Genomic DNA, 19,946 nt, shown 5'->3' with positions numbered 1-19,946 from the left:
AAGCTAGACGAGGATAATTTGGCATTTGACAAGTGCACGCTGTTGAGTTCTCAAGGATCGGATGCTCCCACGACCCAGTCATCACAACCAGGCCCACAGGGCAACTTCTCTATCTTACCGATCTCATCTCCGTTGTCAAGTCCGATTTTCTTCGGCCTGAGTGAGGGAACGAGTCAGCACCTTCATCCTGTTCACTCAGTGAGTGTCTGGGATTCGGGAGGTGTTAGCTGCTTGACGGGAGCCGGTCCGAGGACCTCCGCTCAACCGTTTGGGGCGAACAGGTAATAAGTTACGCGGATCGCGGGGATCGGGCAAATCAGGCTCGACCGCCGGGCGTGTCGTGCGCGTCCGTCGGCGGCTTGCGGGATCGAAACCGCTCCTCCGCACCGGTTTCCCGGTGCGTTTTCGATCCCGCACGCCGCGGATCTCTGCTCAGCGGGCGATGCGGAGCGTGCGCACCTCGAACGGACGCAGTCTCATGTCGCCACCGGTGCGCGCGTCCGATATGTCGTCCTCGAGCAGACTCACCTCGCGTACCCCGCGGTGCTCGAACCCGACCGTCAGCTCGCCGGCCGTGCGTCGCCCGAGCGCCTCGTACACGCGCACGATCACGTCACCCGATCCGTCGTTGGCGAGCTTGACCGCCGACACGACGATCCCCTCACCCCGGACCGACACCAGGGGTTCGACCTCCCGCGCACCCCGCACGACGGTGGGGAGCGCGTTGATCCGGATGCCCTCGGCCGTCGCGATCTCGGCGTCCGCCCCGATCACGAAGCCGACCTCGATCTCGTGGTGGCCGTGGTCGGTGTCGGGGTCGGGGAACCGCGGGGCACGCAGCAGCGAGAGCCTCACCGTGGTCGTCACCGCATCCTCCGACACCTCGCGAGATGTGTCGTAGCCATAGATCGAGTCGTTCACGAGTGCGACGCCGAAGTCCTGCTCGCGCACCAGGACGAACCGGTGCATCGACGTCTCGAACTTCGCCGCCTCCCAGCTGGTGTTGGTGTGCGTCACCCGCGACTGGTAGCCGAACTGCGTCTCGGCCTCGGTGTGCGCCGCCTGGATGTCGAGCGGGAAGGCGAGCTTGAGCAGCTTCTCGGTCTCGTGCCAATCGATCTCGTTGCGCAGCAGCACGGTCCGCGAATCGGGTGCGAGAAGGATCGTCTGCGTGATGGTCGACTCCGAGAACGGGCGCACGACCACGATCTTCGCCACGGTGCCGACCATGGTCGCCTCGATCGACGTGACGGCGGTGAGGTCGTCGACGCTGTTGCGGTAATAGCGATCGATGTCCCAGGCGTCCCACATGTTCGGGAAGTCCTGGTGGAGCTGGAACAGGTTCGCGGCCTTTCCCGCAGCGACCGCCTCGCGCCCCGATGCCTTGTCGACGGCGGAGACGATCAGACCGTCGGCGGACACGCGCACCGAGACGAGATCGTTCTCCAGCCGCCAGCCGTCGTCCTCCTGCGAGAGCGAGACGGCAGCGGGGGTCGCCTCGGGAAGGAACGCCGCGCCGAGAGCGTGCCCCTGTCCCCCCGCGCGCCCGACCGAGGTCGGCTCGAACCGCAGTTCGCGATCGCCCTCGCCCGCGAGCGAGCGTCGGGCGGCACCCGCGATGTCCTGCGCATCCGAGAGCACGTCCGTCAGCACGGCGACGGCCTCGCGGTGCACCCAGGCGATCGAGGTCCCCGGGAGGATGTCATGGAACTCGTGCAGGAGAACGGTCTGCCACAAGCGGTCGAACTCGGCCTGCGGGTAGGCGGCACCGGTGCGCACCGTATCCGTCGCCGCCCACAGCTCCGCCTCGATCAGCGCGTGCTCGGCCCAGCGGTGCAGTGCCTTGGTGGCGTGCTGGCTGGTGAGCGTTCCGCGGTGCAGCTCGAGGTAAAGCTCCCCCACCCACACCGCCGGATGCGGCAGCTCGGCCCTCGCGGCGTCGAAGAAGTCGTCCGGATGCTCCCACACCACCTGCGCGCTGCCCTCGAGGTCGCGGAGGCGTTCGGCCTTGCCCGTCATCTCGCGGGTCGTGCCGCCACCGCCGTCACCCCAGCCGACCGGGGCGATCGAGCGCGAGCTGACCCGGTTCTCCTTGAACTGCCGGGCGGCCTTCGCGACCTCCATGCCGCTCAACTGCGAGTTGTAGGTGTCCATCGACGGGAAGTGCGTGAACACCTGCGACCCGTCGATGCCCTCCCAGAGGAAGGAGTGGTGCGGGAAGACGTTCTGTTGGTTCCACGAGATCTTCTGGGTGAAGAACCACTCGAACCCGGCGCGGCGCATCAGCTGCGGCAGGGCGGGCGAGTACCCGAAGCTGTCCGGGAGCCACACGCCCTTGGACCGGATGCCGAACTCGCGCTCGAAGAACCGTTGACCCTGCGAGAACTGCCGCACGAGCGACTCCCCCGTCGGCATCACGGTGTCGGACTCGACCCACATGCCGCCCAGGGGCAGGAAGCGCCCTTCGGCGACCGCGGCCTTGACCCGCTCCCACACCTCGGGGCGGTGCTCCTTGATCCAGGCGTACTGCTGTGCGCTGGACATGCCGTACCGGAACTCGGACTGCTCCTCCAGCAGAGCCGTCATCGACGAGGTCGTGCGTGCGACCTTGCGGATCGTCTCGCGCACGGGCCACAGCCACGCCGAATCGATGTGCGCGTGACCGACGGCCGAGATCCGGTGCGCACTCGCCTCGGCGGGTGCGGCCAGCACCTCGGCCAGGCGGGCGCGGGCGTCGGACGCGGTGGCGACGATGTGCTGCAGGTCGAGGACGTCGAGCGCATCGTCCATGGCCTGCAGGATGCGCATGCGACGGGGCGAGGTCGCCGGCAGCTCCGCCTGCAACTCGAAGAGCACCTCGAGGTCGAGCGCCAGGTCGAACACTTCCTGCTCGAACACCGCCAGATCCATCCGCCGGGCGCGGTAGAGCGGTTCCTTCGAGGACGTGAGAATGTCGCCCTCCTGCGTCGGGAGGAAGGGGTGGTAGTCCAGGAGCACCGGGTTGGAAGCCGCCTCGAGGTACAGCTCGACCGGCTCGTCGCCCGCTGCCGTCTCGACGATCGGGACCCACTGGTTTCGCGGGTTGATGCTCTTCACCGGGATCGGGTCGGACCCCGTGCCGCCCGGTCGGTAGGCGAGGGCCTCGCATTGGAAGCCCGTCATGTTCACGTCGAACCCAAGGTCGATCAGCGCCTCGACCTTGCGGCCGGCCCACTCGGACGGCACCCGCCCGGTGAGCTTGAACCACGTGGTTCCCCAGGCCGGTCCCCACGGGGCGCCCACGGAACCGGCGGTGTAGTCGAGGGCGAGCCCTTCCGCCGGTGCGATCGGCTCCCCGGGCAGTTCGTGGATCTCGACCTGCAGCGGCACCGACGCCGAGTGGATCGACGGGCGGATGCGCTCCTCCAGCACACGCTTGACGCGGCCGACGGTGAGCGAGGTGTCGTCATGCATAGGGGATCTCCGACTCGACGGTGAGGGCAGGTTCGCGGGACGTCGACGCGAACCCGTGTGATGAATGCTATCCGATTTACTAAAACGATCTAGTGGCGAGTCTAGAACACACCCGATCCGCCTTCCACCGGGCTAAACCGATCAAGTAGGGTGAGGGACTATGAGTCCGGCGAAGCGCGTCACGATCGCCGACATCGCGCGCATGGCCGGCGTCTCCCCCGGCGCCGTCTCCTTCGCCTTGAACGGGCGCCCCGGAGTGAGCGAGGAGACCCGGCAACGGATCCTCGCCGTCGTCGAGGAGAACGGCTGGCAGCCGAGTTCAGCGGCACGCGCCCTCGTCGGCGCGCGGGCGAACACCGTCGGCTTCGCACTCGCGCGCCCCGCCCGCTCCCTCGGCTCGGAGGCCTTCTTCACCGACCTCATCGCCGGTATCGAATCGCGTCTCTCCGAGAGCAAGGTCAGTCTGCAGCTGCGTCTGGTGGCGGACATCGCGGAGGAGATGGAGGTGCATCGGCAGTGGCGCTCGTCCAACCAGGTCGACGGTTTCATCTTCATCGACCCGCGCGACGACGATCCTCGGGCCGACCGCATCGCCGCCCTCGACGCCCGCGCCGTGATGATCGGGTCGAAGCCGTCTCCCGACGGGACGGTGCCCAGCGTGTGGATCGGCGACGACACGGTGGCGGAGACGCTCTACTCCTATCTCGCCGCGCTCGGGCACGTGCACATCGCCTACGTGGCGGGACCGGCGGAGCTCGAACACACCCGGCTGCGGGCCGAGGTCTTGGAACGCCTGTCGGCCGATGGCGTGGAGGGCGAGGTCATCACCACCGACTTCTCCCCCGCCCGCGCCTCCGCCGTCACGCGGGCACTGCTCTCCGGACGGCGGCGACCCACCGCGATCGTCTACGACAACGACGTGATGGCGGTCGCCGGTCTCCGCGTCGCACAGGAGATGGGACGCAGGGTTCCCCGCGACGTCTCACTGGCCTCCTTCGACGACTCGGTCATCGCGGGGCTCATCAACCCGTCGATCACGGCGATGACGCGCGACACCTTCGAACTCGGCGAGCGCGCCGCCACCCTGCTGCTCCAGCAGATCGAAGCGGGCGCGAACCTGCCGAGCGTCGAAGGCCCGACTCCCGTGCTCACGGCGCGCGAGAGCACGGCCCCGCCCACGCGCACCGACTGAACGTCAGGCGTCCTGAACGTCAGGCGTCGACCACGGTGTTGACCGACCCATAGGGATCGACCGCGCCCGCCCGCAGATCGGGTCGGATGAGCCGGCGGATGCCACGGGCCTCCCGCACGGCGGGATCGAGCGCGTCACGCGACGTGATCACGGCCGGGTCGAGCCCCGCGGCACAGGCGTCGACCCAGGCCTGGAACACGGGACCACCCGGGCTCAGCGCCGCCCGGCTCACGGGCACCTCGCGCTCGTCGACCTCCACCACGATCGCCGTCTCCCGCGCCGGTGCCGCGACGCGCTGCCGCAGCTCTGGGATCACCTCGGCGAAGCGTCGACCGAGGGGCTTCGCCGCACCGTTCTGATCGATCAGGCCGAGGGTGTACTCGAGTTCGGGGAAGTCACCCAGGTCGCGACTGACGTCGTGCGAGCACCACCACGTGACGCCCCAGAGGTTGTCGGTGCGCAGCGCGGAGCGCACGGTCGCCTCCAGGAAGTCCGGCATCTCGTCCTCCGTCAGGCAGTTCGACGGAGCGCCGACCTCCTGCAACCACACCACCCTGTCCGGATCGGTGGCGAACGCGCGGGAGAGCTCGATCAGGTACTCGGCGTGCCGGTCGGAGGCGATCGATCGTCCTCCGTAGCGCTGGGCGGTGCCGTTGAAGATCCAGGAGTGGATCGTGGTCATGGCGCCCAAGCGTGACGCGTGGGCCGGCGTGAAGCCGTGGCCGTCCATGTACCAGACGGCGTCGTACTCGCTGTGGACGTGCGGGAAGCCGGGCGCTGCGGCGTCGGCTGCCGACAGCAGGGCGGAGATCCAGCCGCCCGCCTCGTCCGGCGTCACCGGCCAGGGCGACGGATGGGTGTGCGCGGAGAACTGGTTCGTCTCGTTCCCGAGGGTGAGCCCGAGGAAGTTGGGGGCATCGCGCAGCGCCCGGCCGAGCCTGTCGACGAGCGCGACCTGACCCTCGAGCGCTCGCGGATCGGTGAACATGTTCTTGTCGTGCCACGTGTACAGCCACGACGGCACGAAGTCGAAGCTCGACAGATGGCCCTGGACCACGTCGATGCTCGCATCCATCCCGAACTCGCCCGCGATGTCGACCACCGCACGCACGTCGTCGACCGCCTTCTCGCGGATGAGGGTGCGATTCGGCTGCAGCACGGTCCACAGCGGGAAGACCCGGACGTGATCGAGCCCGAGCTCCGCGAGAGCCGCGAAGTCGCGACGCACATCGTCCGGGGTGAAGTCGAGCCAGGAGTGCATCCAGTTCTTCGACGGCGTGTAGTTCGCTCCGAATCTCAGGGGAGCATCGAGGGCGCCGCGCTGCGTCATGTAGGACCTTTCGGACAAGCCCCGAGGGGGACGGATCTGCACCACTATAACGCTTGAGCACCGGCGATCGCACACACTTCTTGACAGAAGGAGAATCGGATGGTTTCATCTGCTAAAGCGTTGCAGTCCGTCGACCGGACACCACGCGGAATCGCCCGCCTCGAGGAAGAAGCACGATGAAATCTCCCACACGCTTTGTCGCTCTGGCAGCCTTCAGCATCGGCGTTCTGGCGCTGACCAGTTGCACGGGAGGCGGAGGGGCATCCGGCGCCTCGGGCCCCATCGACACGTCCGGCGAGCTGAGCGGCACGATCCAGTTCCAGACGTGGTCGCTCAAGAACGAGAAGTTCACCCCGTACTTCGAGGATCTGATCGATGCGTTCGAGAAGGAGCACCCGGACGTCACCGTCGAGTGGCTCGACCAGCCGGGAGACGGCTACCAGGAGAAGATCCTGAGCCAGGCGAACGCCGACACGCTCCCGGACGTGCTGAACCTGCCGCCGGACATCGCGTATCCGCTGGTCGCTGCGGGCAAGCTCGTCGACCTCCAGACCGCCGATCCCGAGCTGGAGTCCGCCTACAACGCCGGCGCGTGGGAGGCGTACAGCGCGTACCCGGGCATCGACGGCACCTACGGCCTGCCCTGGTACCTCTCCAGCGACGCCTCGTGGTGGAACCTCGCACAGCTCGCCCCGTACGGCGTCACGGAGGACAACCTCCCGACCACGGTCGACGAGCTCCTCACGCTCGCCGAGGAGGTGGCCACGGAATCCGGTGGCAAGGTCCAGCTCCTGTCCTCCATCCCCGCGCTCGACACCTTCACGGCGGCGGGCATGGAGGTCATCAATGCCGACGGCGAGTTCGATTTCAACACCGACGAAGCCGCCGCGATCATCCAGAAGTACGCCGACGCCTACGCAGCCGGAGCCATGCCCGCCGAGGCTCTGACCGGCGACTACGGCGGAAACGCCGAGGCCTACATCCAGGAGAAGGTGGCCTTCACGACGGGCGGCACCGGCTTCACGACCGACCTGCAGAAGGATGCACCCGCACTGCTCGAGAACACGGTGGCGACCCCTCGCCTCGGGGTCGCACCCCTCTATGTGCAGGGTCTCAACGTCTCGGCCGACTCCGACAACAAGGAGGCCGCACTCGCGTTCGCCGAGTTCGCGACGAACCAGGAGAACCAGGTGGCCTTCTCGTCGCTCGCCGTCGGCACCGCTCCCGGCACCGCGGACGGCGGGGATGAGGTCGTCGAGAACATCGCGTCCTCGGTCACCGACGAGAAGCAGCTCGCGGCGATCGACACCGTGTTCGGCGCGATGAAGGATGCGAAGGCCCTGCCGTTCCAGTGGACCTCCGACATGGCGACCTACATGACCCAGCAGATCGCCCTCGCCGTCAACGGTGAAGCGGACGCCAAGGCCCAGCTCGACAAGATCGTCGAGTACGCCAACGCCAACCGCGTGGACCAGTAAGCCATGCGCGCGAACACCGGCATCCGCGACCGCGGATCGTCGATGAGATCCCACCGATGGTTCACTCCGTGGCTGCTGCTGGGCCCCGCCGTCGCCTGGGTGCTGGTGTTCGCGCTCTGGCCGTTCCTCAACACGGTCTTCCTCAGCTTCACCGACGCCCGGCCGCTGCGGACGCCCGAGTTCGTGGGGGGAGCGAACTACGAGCGCATGTTCGGCGACGAGATGTTCTGGAATGCGCTGACCACGTGCCTCATCTACGTGGTCGTGTGCGTGCCCCTGCTCACGATCCTCCCCCTCCTGCTCGCCCTGCTGGTGCAGAAGAAGCTCCCGGGCATCTCGTTCTTCCGCACCACGTTCTACTTCCCCGTGATCGCCTCGGTGGTCGTGGTCGCCCTCATCTGGACCTGGCTCTTCGACAGCCGCGGCATCATCAACCAGACGCTGGAGTTCCTCGGTCTGATCGACAAGCCGATGGCCTTCCTCGTCGATCGCTGGCTGCTGCTGGGCTGCGCGATCCTGCTCACGGTCTGGAAGGGCTTGGGCTACTACATGGTCGTGTACCTCGCCGCGCTCGGGAACGTCGGCAAGGAGCTGCACGAGGCCGCGATGCTCGACGGAGCCGGGGCCTTCCGCCGCTTCCTCTCAGTCACGATCCCGTCGGTGCGAGGAGCCATGCTCCTCATCGCGGTGCTCATCGCCGTGTCCGCGATGCGGGTCTTCGCCGAACTCGACGTGCTGTCAAAGAGCACCGGAGGGCCCGGCGGGTACGACATGTCGCTCGTGATGCTCATCCGCCAGGTGGGGTCCGGCCTGAACGGGAACATCGGCTACGCCTCCGCGATCAGCGTGGCGCTGTTCCTGCTCACCCTCGTACCCCTCGCCGCGATCGCCGTCATGAACCGTGAGAAGAAGGCGAAGGTCTCGGCATGAGCACCCTCACCCCGCAGCGCCCGGCCGACGACACCCGGTCCACCGACGGCCCTGTGTCGCCCACGCGCGAGCGCATCTTCCGCCGTCGCGGCTCCGGAGACTTCAGCACACCCAGCCTCGGCGGACTGATCGGGCGCTATGCGCTGCTGCTGTTCGTCCTGTTCCTCGTGATCGGGCCGTTCGTCTGGCAGCTGTCCACCTCTTTCAAGGGACCTCAGGAGAACATCTACTCCTTCCCGCCCGAGCTCATCCCCCGCGAACCCACGCTGCAGAACTACAGCAAGGTCGCCGACATCGTCCCGGTCTACCTCTACGCCTGGCACTCGCTGCTCGTCTCGGTCGGGACCGTCGTGAGCAACGTCGTGCTATCGACGTTCGCCGGATACGCGCTGGGATGCATGAGATTCCGGGGCAAGTGGATCGTGATGGGGATCCTCCTGTCCACTCTGCTCTTCCCCGGCGAGGTGACGGTGACCAGCAACTTCCTCACCATCCGCGCACTGGGACTGGCGGACACCCTCTGGGGCGTCTTCCTCCCCGGAGCGATCAGCGCGATGAACGTGCTCCTGATCGCCACCGCGTGCCGCATGATCCCGAAGGACGTACTGGACGCCGCGACGGTCGACGGGGCCACCACGTGGCAGCGCATCCGCCACATCGTCTGGCCGAACATCCGCGGCATGGTCTCCGTGGTCGCGATCTTCGCCTTCATCGGTGCCTGGGACGACTACCTGTGGCCGCTCATCGTCCTGTCCGATCCCTCGAAGTACACGCTGACGGTGGGCATGGCCTACCTCAACAGCAGCTTCTCCGTGGATCCGCGCCTCATCGCGGCCGGCACCATGATCGCCCTCGTGCCGATCGTGATCATGTTCTCCTTCACGCAGCGGTTCTTCTTCAAGGGCGTGCAGGAGGGCGCGATCAAGGGGTGAACGCCGTGCAGTTCCTCCCGGCGGACGGGCCGGCCGATCCCCCGTCCTCCCGCCCGCGCTCGGGAGTGCTCCCGGGGGCGGTGTTCGCCTTCGCCTTCGACCCGACCGGCGGGGTGCAGCGGATCGATGCCCCGGGTCTCGCCGACTTCGAGATCACACCCCACACGGTGCTGCACTGGGCCTTCTACGCCGACGGCCCGGCAGCGACCCTGGCGCCACACGCCGCCCTCGCGGTCTCGGCCGACGTGCGCTTCGACGACGGATCACGGCTGAGCGACGACTCCGCGGTCCGCGACCGCTACGACTTCCCGATCACCGCCGATGCCCAGTTCGCCGCGCGCTGGAGCATGCCGGAGCAGTGGAATGCGGACACCGTCTCCCTCGCTCCCCGCACCGGAGGACGCGGCACGGTCGAACTCGTGTTCGGCACCGACGCGCTGTCCGACGAGGCGGATGCCGCAGGCGTCACCGGCTTCGTGCAGGTCCTGGTCGAGGAGCGGATCGCACCGTCCGATCCCACTGCCGTCGAACGCGTCGACACCCGACGCGGCACACATGCGGGACCGCGCTTCTCGCGGGGCAACACCATCCCCGCCGTGGCTCTCCCGCACGGATTCACCTTCGTCACGCCGGCCACCGACGCAGCCGACTCCCGGTGGCCGTACCGTCCCTTCGTGCACGACGACGCGCAGGGACGCCGACTCGAAGCCCTCCAGTTCTCCCACCAGCCGAGTCCCTGGATCGGTGATCGCTCGGTGCTGCAGCTGATGCCCTATCTGGCAGATCCGGTGTCGAGCCGCGAGCAACGGCGGCGCTGGATCGTCCCGGGGTCCGAACGCGCGCGTCCGCACGAGTACGCGGCGGACCTCGGCGATGGTCTGACCGTCGAGATGACCGCGACGATGCACGCTGCCGCCTTCCGGGTGCGGTGCGCGGACCCCGACGCCCCGATCGGCTTCGTCATCGATCAGCTCACCGGTGAAGGCCAGCTCGCCTGGACCGGCGCAGACGGGTTCGAGGGATGGATCCCGGAGGGCTCGGCGGACTGGGGCAACGCGCCCCGGTGCTTCTTCGCCGGCACCGCCCTGCGCCGCACGGACGACGGCGTGATCGAGCGCGGCCCGCTCGACGACGACGGACGCGGTCGGGTCGCCGGGTATGTGGGCGGACGCGGATCGCTCGAACTACGGATCGGGATCTCCTTCCTCTCCGTCGCCCAGGCCCGGCACGCCCTGGAGACTGAGGCGCCCCCGACCCGTCCCTTCGAGGAGTTGCGCGCCGAGGGCGCCGCGATCTGGAATCGCCTGCTGGGCCGGGTGTCGATCCCCCCGCTGCCTGCGGAGGAGATCCCCTACCGCGGTCTCGCCGATGAGGAACACCGCGCCCGGATCGCCGCAGCACTGCATCGGATGCACCTGTACCCCAACAGCGCCGGGGAGAACGTCGGGACCGCGGCGGAGCCGCGCTGGCGATTCGCGGATGTCTTCTCCGACTCCGTCGACACGGTCGCCGACGGGGAACTCGTCGTGAACAACGGCTACTGGGACACCTACCGCACCGAGTGGCCGGCGCTCGCCCTGCTCGATCCGGCATCGACCGGCAGGCTGCTCGACGGCCAGCTCGAACAGTATCGACGCGGAGGATGGATGGCGCGGTGGAGCGCGCCCGGCTACGTGGACAGCATGGTCGGCACGTCCAGCGACCAGATCTTCGCCGATGCCGCGCGCTGGGGTGTGAGCTTCGACCGCGAGAGCGCGTTCGACAGCGGATGGCGCAACGCGTGCGAGCCGGGTCCGGATGCGCGACGGGGACGCAAGGGCATCGATCGCGGCCGATTCACCGGCTACATCTCGTCGGAGACGCCCGAGGGCATGAGCTGGAGCATCGAGAACGCACTCAGCGATGCCGCCCTCGGCCGGTTCGCCCTGCAGCTCGCCGTCGGCGCCGGATCGGCCGAGGAAGCCGCTCGCTACCGTTGCTTCGCACGCTACTTCGCCAACCGCTCCCGGTCGTATCGACAGCTCTTCGACGACGGCACCGGGTTCTTCCGCGGGCGGGATTCGCGCGGGGCGTTCGCTCCGGAGTTCGACCCGCGGGCCTGGGGCGGGGACAACGTCGAGACGAACGCCTGGGGGATGTCCGTGGGGGCGGTGCACGACGGAGCCGGGCTCGCCGCCCTCCACGGCGGACCTGTCGGGCTCGGCCGTCACCTCGATGCCCTGTTCGCCGAACCCGAGACCGCGGACGAACGGTTCGCCGGCGCATACGGCACCGTGATCCATGAGCAACGGGAGGCCAGGGCCCTGCGCTCCGGGATGTGCGCGCTCTCCAACCAGCCGGCACACCACATCCCGTTCATGTACGCGTTCAGCGACCGCCCGTGGCAGTCCGCTCCGCTCGTCCATGAGTTCGCGGGGCGGCTGTTCGCCGGGGCCCACATCGGTCAGGGCTTCCCGGGCGACGAGGACAATGGGGAGATGAGCGCCTGGTGGCTGTGGGGCGCACTCGGGCTGTACCCCCTGGAGCTCGCATCGGGCCACCTGCGGATCGGCTCGCCGCTCTTCGACGACATCCGGGTGGATCGGGGGGACGGCTCCTCCCTCCGCATCCGCTCCCGGCGACGGTCCGCCGGGGCCCACATCCTGCAGGAGGCATCTCTCGACGACGTATCCCTCGCCTCCGCCGATCTCCCGATCGATGCGCTCGTGGGGGATGCCGTCCTCGACCTCACGTTCGGGGACGACCCGGCGTCCGCGCTCGAGAAGTCCGGGCGCTCTCCCGTCCTCCCTGCGGTCCCTTGGTGCGCCGATCTGACCGCGACCGAGGGCGAGGGCGAGGGCGAGGTGATCGCCTCGGCTCTCGTCGCCCACCCCGAGCGGGTGTTCGACGACGGGGCTCCCTCGGGTCGTCCTGGCGTCGTCCTGCGCCCCGGCGACTGGGTGGGGTGGCGGTTCCCCGAGGCTCGCGGGATCAGCGACGTCACGGTGACGACGACCGCCTCCGCCTCCTCTGCCGCGCTGCACTGGGAGGCCCTCGGCCCGGATGGGCACTGGCGGACCCTGGCGCTGACCCATCGGGAAGAACTGCGGACCGACCGCACGACGCCGTTCACCCTGGTCGACCGGACCGTGACCCCGGCGCTCCGCGTGCGTGCGGAGTCCGAGGTCACGATCCGTCAGATCGAGCTCTTCGAGCTCGCGTGATCACCCGGTGAGGGTGAAGAGCACCTCGGTGCGGTTTCCCGACGCGTCGAACACCTCGAGCACGTTGGCTCCGGCCACCCCACCGAAGACACCCGGCTTCACGAAGTTCAGGTCGCTCCAGGCGTTATCGGTCAGGTCCTTCGGCACACCGTTGACCGACAGCCTGTCGACCTTGCCGGCGTCGTACAGCTTGAAGCTGACCTTCGAGTACGCGTCGGGAGATCCCGTCGTGAACGCCTCCCCCGGCTTCACGGTCACGGTCGGAGCCGTGCGATCCCGCGGAGCGGCGCGATACTCGGTCGGCTCCCCCTTGAGCTCCTGCGTGATCCCCGAGAGGTACGCCGACTGATCCGTCGCGGTCAGGTTGTACGCCACGTAGACCCCGTATCCGTCGGCGACCGTGCGTCGGGCGAAGTCCGCGGCGGTCGCGGCGCTCGTGTTCGCCAGGTCGATCGCAGCGGCACCGAGGCGGGTGCGATCTTCGAGCCCGGGCACCGTGGGGGCGTCGTACGTCGGGTAATAGGGATTCCAGGCGTAGTCGATCACACCGTCGACGTCGAACGCATCGAAGTCGGTGGTGGTGTAGGACGGGCCGATCGCGTAGAGGCTGATGATCTTGTCCGATCCCAGGCGCTCGCGCAGCGCGGTCGCCAGCCAGCCGAACGACTGCGCGTTGGGCTGCGGGGTGCCGTTCGCGCCGTAGTTCGTCCACTCGTCGTCGAAGTCGATCCCATCGAGGCCGTAGGTCGTCACCGCATCGGCCAGCTCTGCGGCGAAGGCGTCCGCCGCGGCGAACGAGGTGAAGTTCGCGAAACCCGCACCCTGGTGGTTGCCGAGCACGGAGAGCAGCACCTTCGTGCCCTGTGCCTGCAGCGGACGGATCTGGTTCTCCGCGTCCTGGAGCGTCTCGGTGACCCGATCATTCAGGTGCAGATACGCCTTCTCTCCGTCGTAGTTGATGTTGGCGGCGAAGATCATCGCGAGGTCGACGGCGGCGCGCCCGGAATCCGCGAGCGTGTAGTCGGCGACGTTGGCTAAATCGTTCGAGTTCACCTCGACATAGACGGCGAGCTGGGGATCCGCCTCCGCCCCCTCTGCAGCGGTCGCGGGTGAGGCTCCCGCGACGAAGGACATCGCGATCACCGCACTCGCGGCGACAGTGAATCCCTGTCGTAGACGGTGAAGCTTCGTGGAATGTAGCCGACTCATGGCAGATCGTCTCCCTCTTCATCGAAATCGAGATCAGGCCGCATCCGAGCGACCTGCCGCCGACTATATCGCTTAAGCAAGAAGCGGTACAGACCGGAGGGAGGACGACATCTGTCTGTTCCTGCACCCGGTCAGCGATCCGTGGGTTCTACACGTGCGCCGGGTTCTCCACGCGCCGGAACCGGAATACCGTGACATCGTGACCGTCCGGAACGACACTGGAGGCATGCGCTTGAACGACCCGCAGGTATGGACGCTGATCGGAGTGTTCGCCGCCGTCATGCTCGGCGGGATGACGCTCATGACCACGCAGCTCAGTCGCATCATCCGCGCCGAGACCGATCGCATCCACGGCACGCTCTCCGCGCGCATCGACGCCGTCGTCGACCGCCTTGACCGCATCGAGGCGAAGGTCGACGACCTCGACAAGGAGCTCACGAACCTCGCCGTGCGGTTCTGGCGCTCGCAGTGACCCCTCCGGGCTTCCCGTGATCTCTCAGAGGGTGACGTCGCCCACCAGATTCACCTGGATGCCCATCCCCGCGAACATCGAGGCTTTCGCGATGAGTGCCCGATCGGCCGTCTCGGCATCCGGTGCGTAGACGAGCTGCGCGTGGTTGGCCTTGTGGCGGGCCATGAACTGATCCCGCGAGACGCCGTGCAGCACCACGTGCGCGATCGGCCACTCCGGGTTCGTGGCATCCTTCCGGCGCTGCGTCTCCTCGGCCGGGAGCTCGACGACCGAGGCGCGGAAGATGTCGGCCTGCAGGACGCCGTCGGCGATGAACACCCGCGACAGCACGATCTCCCCCGGCTGGGAGACCCCGTTGATCGTCGCACCGCCCGCCGGGAAGAACACGTGACCCTGACGCCATCCCTCCGCGTTCTGCCACCCGCCCAGGTGCGAGGCGGGGACGGAGCCGGAGATCTCGTAGACCCACACGAACTCCCCGTCATAGTCCTCACCCCACCGCACGTCGTGCAGCGTGTTGTCCGGCACGAGTCCCATCGCACGCCACACGCGGTCGGTCACCAGCGCGTCGACAGCCACGCCCTCATCCGCTTCGTTGAAGTGCGGGAAGGCGCGTCCCTCGTGCAGCACCCGGGCACCGTCGCGCGACCTCACCGGCGGGCGCTCCGTCGAGTTCAGGATGCCCTCGGCCAGGTCGGATGCCGGCACCAAGTCCTTCAGACCCTGCTGGTACTGGATCCCGACGGCGTCGAGGCCGAAGTCGTCCGCGATACGAAGCGCGGCGATGTACATCTTCAACTGCCACTGCACCTGCTCGCGCGTGAGCTCGGTGGCGGCATCCGGCCCGAAGCGGAACGTCATGCCCGCATCGATCAGCCAGTCGTACGCGGCGTCCGCCTCTTCCTCGGTGACGGTGAGCATCTCGGCGTAGAGCGCCGACTGCGACAGCCGCTCCTTGTAGATGCCCGTCTTGTTGAGCAGCTCGTCGTCGAAGATCGCGTTGTACATGCCCATGCAGCCCTCGTCGAACACGCCGATGATGGCCTTCTCGGCGAGCAGCTCCGCGGCGAGCGCCTCGCCCAGCTGCTTCTCGGGGCTGTCCGGCAGCTCCGGCAGGGGACGCACGTGCGAGGCGTCGTGCGCGATGGAGCCCGTCTCGGTCCACTCCCGGATGCCGTTGCGGAACCACTCGTCGGTGAAGTCGACCGACCAGGTCGTGGCGTACGGCTTGCCCATCTTGGTGAGGCCCGCGTTCAAGCCGAGGAGGCCGACGAGGCCGGGCCAGTCGCCGGCGAAGTTCGCGACCGTGAGGATCGGGCCCTCGTGGGTGCGGAGACCGGCGAGCACATGGTGGGAGTACTGCCAGTTGGCGATCGCGACGATCAGAGGCGCGTCGACCGGGATGCTCCGGAAGACCTCGAGCCCCATGCGCTGACTGGAGATGAACCCGTGACCGGTGGCGGGGTCGACGCCGAAGGGACGGATAACCTGCCACCCGAGGTCGTCGAGCACACCGGTGACCCCGGTCTCGAGCTCGACCTGGGTGGGCCAGCCCGCGACGTTCGCCGACTCTCGCAGATCACCCGAGGTGATGAGGTAGGCCGTCTTCGGGGCGGCAGCCGGACGCGATGCCGGGGCCGGCAGGGTGTAGGTGGTCATGATTCCTCCGGTGTTGGGGTCGGGGTGAGCGGGGAGCGGTGCGACGCGCCCGCTCGGAGTCGGATATCGCGGCCGATGGTCTCGCCGGACAGCTGCAGTTCGCCGACGTCGAGGACACCGCCGTCGACATGGACGGTCAGAGCGTGGTCGTCGATCTCGACGCGGCCCCAGCCGGTACCCGTCGTGAACAGGCTGCGGAACGGCCCCGGGACCGCCGGGGCGAACGACAGCACACGCGTCGGGGCATCCCACTGCACTCCGCTCGCCGCGAGGAGCAGGGCCCAGGACGCGAGCGACCGGGCGTAATGGTTGCCGCATTCGATCTCGTTCCACGGATTGCGGTGGGTCCCGTCGTATCGGGCACGCAGGGAACGCTCGATGCGGAGCGCGTCCTCGGCCCGACCGGTGTAGAGGAGCGAGGCGGCGACCTGATGCTCGATGCCCGTCCAGACCTCGTCGGAGTAGACGAACGGAATCGACGGTCGACCGCCGCGCGGCCACGACGCCAGCAGCAGTCCTCCTTCGTCGTTCAGCGCATACACCCGCTGCGTGCTCTCGTGGGCCGTCAGGTCGTCCCGATGGTTGTGCGCGACGATCGCGGCGAGTGCGGACACGACCCGGTCGGCGGGGAGGATGTAGCCGAGTCCGTTCACGAAGGCGTGGAACTGTCCGAGGAGCTGGTCCGTGAGGATGCCGTCACCGTACTGGTAGCGGTGCGCGTCGACGTCGTCGATGACCTGGCGGTAGTACTCCCCGTTCCACAGGGTCTCGTCCATCGCCGCAGCGACGTGGTCGGCCCGCGCGGACCACCCGTCCGCGCGCTCGCGCTCGCCGAGGTGGGCGGCCATCCGAGCCCCGGCGCGGAGGGCCGCGAGGTAGACGCCGTTGGCGAGAGGCTCGGCACCGTGGAACTCGATGTCGTAGGTGTTGTGCAGCTCCCCGTCGAGCAGCCCGTCCCCGTCGCGGTCCCATTCGCGGATCGCATAGTCGAGAGTGCGGGCGGCGGCCGGCCAGAGCTCGCGGAGGAAGTCGTCGTCACCGCTGAACCGCCACTCACGATGCAGGCGCAGGAGCGTGCCCAGCTGCCCGTCGACGGCAGGCCCCATGAACCAGGAGGGTCCGCCGAAGACGCGATTGCCGCGGAACTTCTGCGCGCCGGCCGCATCGGTCTCGAGCAGGTACTCCACGCGACGGGCACTCCGCTCGAGAGAGGGGAACAGCCACGCGAGCGTCTGCGCGTACGACCAGACGTGCGTGCATGTGCCCTCGCAGGAGCCACCGTGGTCGAAGGATCCTTCCCACGCCGCGAAGACCGGCCCCTCACCCAGCTCCGCGTTCGGCGACTCGACCACGAACCCGGTCGTGGATCGCACAGCGGCGATGTTCGCACCGACCGCGTCGGCCAGCACCGGATCGAGGCTCCCTCCGTACAGCGCTTCGACGAACGCCTCCGTCGTTCTCTCCAGCTCGCCGAGGTTCGTGTGCAGATGGGCGGCGGCCGCCCACGCATCGGGCCAGAGGACGGCGTAGCGGTTCCGCATGACCTCGTCGAGGTTCGGGTCGGCGAAGACGATGTGCCCGTTCCACCCGCGGCGGCGGTTCGGGAAGCTCCACGACAGCACGAACTCGAAGTCGCGGCTCTCGCCGGGCCCCACGGTGTGCACGACGCCGAGTGAGCCGGTACGCACCCGAGGGAGCTTGGCGAGCATCTCCTCCTCGGTGAGGGGCGCGGCCTCCGCGTCGGCATCGAGCTCGGCGAACAGCCCGCGAGGGCGATCCTCCAGGGTCAGCCGAGGCTCCGCCGCGAGCAGCCCGTCATCGGTCAGGTCGTTCCAGAAGAGACGCGCTCCGTCCGGCCAGTAGCTCGTGACCCACTGCGGCTTGACCGTCGTGGAGCGGTCCGTGGTGGTGAGGCTCAGCGTGCCGTAGCCGGGGTCGTCCTCCGGCAGGTCGATCCCGAAGTCGAGTCCGCGCACGTCGCCGTCGTCCCGCCATCGCACCGTCTGCGTCGCACGCATGCCCCACGGGGCGTCCGGTCCGGGGGCTCCTCGTCCCGCCGTGTGGGAGACGCTGCCCACCACGGTGACCGCGACCGGGACGGAGCCGGGGTTCGTCACGTGGTACCGCAAGACCGCCGCAGGGATGCCCGAGGCGTCGGCGTCGAGCGGCACGAGCGGTGTGAACGCGTGCAACGACACATGCACCGGGAGCGTCCGGTCGGTGAAGTCGACGTCGACCACCGGGTACTCACCGTGCAGGGTCGCCGCGTCGAGGCGCGGAAGACCTGCGAGCTGGTCGAACGCGTATCCGGCGTCGGCATCGTGTCGCCCGCCGAGCCTCGCCTCGAGGACTCGGGTGACCGCCGCACCTCCTTCCGGGGCGGCATGGATCGCGAAGAAGGAATACGGATTGCGGCGTCCCTTGTCGGGAAGGTTCTCGAACTCCCAGTCGCGCAGTTCCCCGCGCGCGCCGATCGAGACGTTGCCCGTTCCGATGCCGCCGAGCGGGAAAGCCGTCGCCTGCGACGTATGCGGGATACCCGGGGCGCGTCGTTCGCGGGTCATGCGGATTCCCCCCGCTGCACGGCGGCGAGCTCATGCACCACATCTTTCGAGCCCTCGTACAGTCGCAGGTACTTGTCGAACAGATCATCGTAGAGAGCGCGCCGCGTGTCGTCCGGCCTGACGGCGTGGACGATCGGATTCCAGTCCGTGATGACCGGTGCCCGACCCGGCGCGGCGGTCGCGCCCGCTGCGAGGAACGCCGCCCCGTAGCTCGCACCGATCGTGGTCTGCGGCACCTCTTGCGCGAGGCCCGTGACGTCGGACACCACCTGCAGCCAAAGCCGTCCCTGGGTGCCGCCGCCGACCGCGACGATCCGCCGGATGTCCGCTCCCGCCGCACGCATGGTCTCGACGTTGTTCCGCACCCCCAGCGCCGTGGCCTCGAGCGCCGCCCGGTAGAGGTCACCGCGCGTGTGCTCCAGGGTCAGCCCGGCTATCACGCCGCGGGCGTCCGGGTCCTGGATCGGTGTGCGCTCCCCCGCGAAGTACGGCAGCAGGAGGAGCCCTCCCGCGCCCGGACCGGATTCCTCCGCCTCAGCGAGCAGTCGGGGGTAGTCCGCGCCGGTCAGCCCCTTCAGCCAGGCGGTCAGCGCTCCGGAGGTGGAGAGGCCGCCGGCCAGGTTGCGGGTGCCTGCGAAGGCGCCCGCCGTGGTCCACATCGACGGCGTGCGCAAGGTGTCTTCCCCCGTCGCGACGAGGAACATCGTCGTGCCGTACATGAGCATCAGATCGCCGAGCTCGTGCGCACCGACGCTGACCGCCTCCGTCCACGCATCGATCGTTCCCGTGATCACGGGCGTACCCGCCGGGAGACCGGTGAGGGCTGCGGCGGGCGCCGTCACCTCGCCGGCGACCTCCCCCGCCCACCGCAGCCTCGGCTTCTCGATGCCGCCCGCATACGTGTTCCACCACGGGTCGTACCAGTCCTCATTCTCGATGTCGTAGAGCGGTGAGAACTGGCTCGCGGACTGGTGGTCGAGGACGTATGCGCCGGTGAGCTTCCTGGCGAGCCAGGAAGCCGGCATGAACAAGCGCCGCGCCCGGGCCCACGCCGCCGGCTCCTCGTCGGACACCCACAGGAGTTTGGGCCCACCCGCCTGCGAGGTCAGGACGGATCCACCGACGCGCGTGATCGCATCGGCACCGAGCTCGGTCGTCATGCGGTCGATCTGTGCGGCGGAGCGGGTGTCCACGCCGTAGAGGATGGCGGGACGCACCGGTAGGTCGTCATCGTCGGCGAGGAGGACGCACGGCCCCATGCCGCTGACCCCCACCCCGACGACCTCCGCGTCCGGTGCTCCGCTGAGCAGTTCGCGGGTGATCGCGATGAACTCCTCCCACCACACGTCGCCGTCCATCTCCACCCAGCCGGTGCGTGGGCGGCTGACGTCGTGCGCGCGCGTCGCCGTCGCGATGATCTCGCCGTCGACGCCCACGAGCGCACCCTTGCTGCTGGACGTGCCGATGTCGACGCCGAGGGTGCAGCGCATGGAGTCCTCCTCGAATCCTGAGCTCGGATATGAA

12 protein-coding genes are annotated in these 19,946 nt (G+C 68.5%); 6 read left to right on the top strand and 6 right to left on the bottom strand.

Annotated elements, in window-relative coordinates:
• Positions 1-432: 432 nt before the first annotated feature.
• Entirely contained in the window at positions 433-3,453 is a 3,021-nt protein-coding gene (locus LVJ59_RS17405) for a glycoside hydrolase family 38 C-terminal domain-containing protein (protein WP_232763958.1), read from the bottom strand.
• 160 nt (positions 3,454-3,613) lie between these two features.
• Between LVJ59_RS17405 and LVJ59_RS17400 the strand changes: the two genes are divergently transcribed.
• Entirely contained in the window at positions 3,614-4,645 is a 1,032-nt protein-coding gene (locus LVJ59_RS17400) for a LacI family DNA-binding transcriptional regulator (protein WP_131493592.1), read from the top strand.
• 19 nt (positions 4,646-4,664) lie between these two features.
• Here LVJ59_RS17400 and LVJ59_RS17395 read toward each other — a convergent pair whose 3' ends face one another.
• Positions 4,665-5,975 carry a glycosyl hydrolase gene (locus tag LVJ59_RS17395; RefSeq protein ID WP_134352423.1) on the bottom strand — a complete coding sequence of 437 codons (1,311 nt, stop codon included), beginning with the start codon at positions 5,973-5,975 and terminating at the stop codon, positions 4,665-4,667.
• A 176-nt stretch (positions 5,976-6,151) separates the two neighbouring features.
• On the opposite strand from LVJ59_RS17395, the gene LVJ59_RS17390 reads away from it, so the two are divergent.
• Genes LVJ59_RS17390 through LVJ59_RS17375 form a run of 4 tightly spaced genes read left to right on the top strand, consistent with a single transcriptional unit; the run spans position 6,152 to position 12,518 of the window.
• Positions 6,152-7,453, top strand: a complete 1,302-nt coding sequence (locus tag LVJ59_RS17390) for an ABC transporter substrate-binding protein (RefSeq protein WP_232763957.1) — start codon at positions 6,152-6,154, stop codon at positions 7,451-7,453.
• A 3-nt stretch (positions 7,454-7,456) separates the two neighbouring features.
• Positions 7,457-8,383: a carbohydrate ABC transporter permease gene (locus LVJ59_RS17385; protein WP_131493597.1), complete on the top strand. Its 927-nt coding sequence runs from the start codon at positions 7,457-7,459 to the stop codon at positions 8,381-8,383.
• Positions 8,380-9,315: a carbohydrate ABC transporter permease gene (locus LVJ59_RS17380; protein WP_131493599.1), complete on the top strand. Its 936-nt coding sequence runs from the start codon at positions 8,380-8,382 to the stop codon at positions 9,313-9,315. Before LVJ59_RS17385 ends, LVJ59_RS17380 begins: the two co-directional genes overlap by 4 nt.
• On the top strand, positions 9,312-12,518 hold the full coding sequence (locus tag LVJ59_RS17375) for a GH92 family glycosyl hydrolase (protein ID WP_232763956.1): 3,207 nt from the start codon (positions 9,312-9,314) through the stop codon (positions 12,516-12,518). Before LVJ59_RS17380 ends, LVJ59_RS17375 begins: the two co-directional genes overlap by 4 nt.
• Here the strand turns inward: LVJ59_RS17375 and LVJ59_RS17370 are convergent, their stop codons facing one another.
• Complete coding sequence (locus LVJ59_RS17370) at positions 12,519-13,727, bottom strand: endo-beta-N-acetylglucosaminidase H (protein WP_232763955.1); 1,209 nt, start codon at positions 13,725-13,727, stop codon at positions 12,519-12,521.
• A 226-nt stretch (positions 13,728-13,953) separates the two neighbouring features.
• Here LVJ59_RS17370 and LVJ59_RS17365 point away from each other — a divergent pair, with 226 nt between their 5' ends.
• Entirely contained in the window at positions 13,954-14,199 is a 246-nt protein-coding gene (locus LVJ59_RS17365; protein WP_047524493.1) for a hypothetical protein, read from the top strand.
• A gap of 24 nt (positions 14,200-14,223) precedes the next feature.
• On the opposite strand, the gene LVJ59_RS17360 is transcribed toward LVJ59_RS17365, so the two are convergent.
• The 3 genes from LVJ59_RS17360 to LVJ59_RS17350 are packed head-to-tail and all read right to left on the bottom strand — an operon-like array spanning position 14,224 to position 19,912.
• The gene (locus LVJ59_RS17360) at positions 14,224-15,858 is read right to left on the bottom strand and encodes a fucose isomerase (RefSeq protein ID WP_232763954.1); all 1,635 of its coding nucleotides are present in this window, start codon (positions 15,856-15,858) and stop codon (positions 14,224-14,226) included.
• Positions 15,855-18,422 carry a GH116 family glycosyl-hydrolase gene (locus LVJ59_RS17355; RefSeq protein WP_232763953.1) on the bottom strand — a complete coding sequence of 856 codons (2,568 nt, stop codon included), beginning with the start codon at positions 18,420-18,422 and terminating at the stop codon, positions 15,855-15,857. The genes LVJ59_RS17360 and LVJ59_RS17355 overlap by 4 nt, the downstream gene beginning before the upstream one ends.
• Positions 18,419-19,912, bottom strand: coding sequence for an FGGY-family carbohydrate kinase (locus LVJ59_RS17350; protein ID WP_232763952.1), 1,494 nt, complete (start codon positions 19,910-19,912; stop codon positions 18,419-18,421). Before LVJ59_RS17350 ends, LVJ59_RS17355 begins: the two co-directional genes overlap by 4 nt.
• Positions 19,913-19,946 lie beyond the last annotated feature (34 nt).

Origin of the sequence: Microbacterium sp. KKR3/1 (assembly GCF_021272365.1) — a bacterium.
Lineage (GTDB): Bacteria > Actinomycetota > Actinomycetes > Actinomycetales > Microbacteriaceae > Microbacterium > Microbacterium aurugineum.
The sequence above is the reverse complement of the archived record's forward strand: the minus strand, read 5'-3'. Positions and strand labels throughout refer to the sequence as shown.

Bases quoted from the DNA above. Each gene is read 5' to 3' on its own strand.
- LVJ59_RS17405 (WP_232763958.1), bottom strand. From the start codon at position 3,453: ATGCATGACGACACCTCGCTCACCGTCGGCCGCGTCAAGCGTGTGCTG.
- LVJ59_RS17400 (WP_131493592.1), top strand. From the start codon at position 3,614: ATGAGTCCGGCGAAGCGCGTCACGATCGCCGACATCGCGCGCATGGCC.
- LVJ59_RS17395 (WP_134352423.1), bottom strand. From the start codon at position 5,975: ATGACGCAGCGCGGCGCCCTCGATGCTCCCCTGAGATTCGGAGCGAAC.
- LVJ59_RS17390 (WP_232763957.1), top strand. From the start codon at position 6,152: ATGAAATCTCCCACACGCTTTGTCGCTCTGGCAGCCTTCAGCATCGGC.
- LVJ59_RS17385 (WP_131493597.1), top strand. From the start codon at position 7,457: ATGCGCGCGAACACCGGCATCCGCGACCGCGGATCGTCGATGAGATCC.
- LVJ59_RS17380 (WP_131493599.1), top strand. From the start codon at position 8,380: ATGAGCACCCTCACCCCGCAGCGCCCGGCCGACGACACCCGGTCCACC.
- LVJ59_RS17370 (WP_232763955.1), bottom strand. From the start codon at position 13,727: ATGAGTCGGCTACATTCCACGAAGCTTCACCGTCTACGACAGGGATTC.
- LVJ59_RS17365 (WP_047524493.1), top strand. From the start codon at position 13,954: ATGCGCTTGAACGACCCGCAGGTATGGACGCTGATCGGAGTGTTCGCC.
- LVJ59_RS17360 (WP_232763954.1), bottom strand. From the start codon at position 15,858: ATGACCACCTACACCCTGCCGGCCCCGGCATCGCGTCCGGCTGCCGCC.
- LVJ59_RS17355 (WP_232763953.1), bottom strand. From the start codon at position 18,422: ATGACCCGCGAACGACGCGCCCCGGGTATCCCGCATACGTCGCAGGCG.
- LVJ59_RS17350 (WP_232763952.1), bottom strand. From the start codon at position 19,912: ATGCGCTGCACCCTCGGCGTCGACATCGGCACGTCCAGCAGCAAGGGT.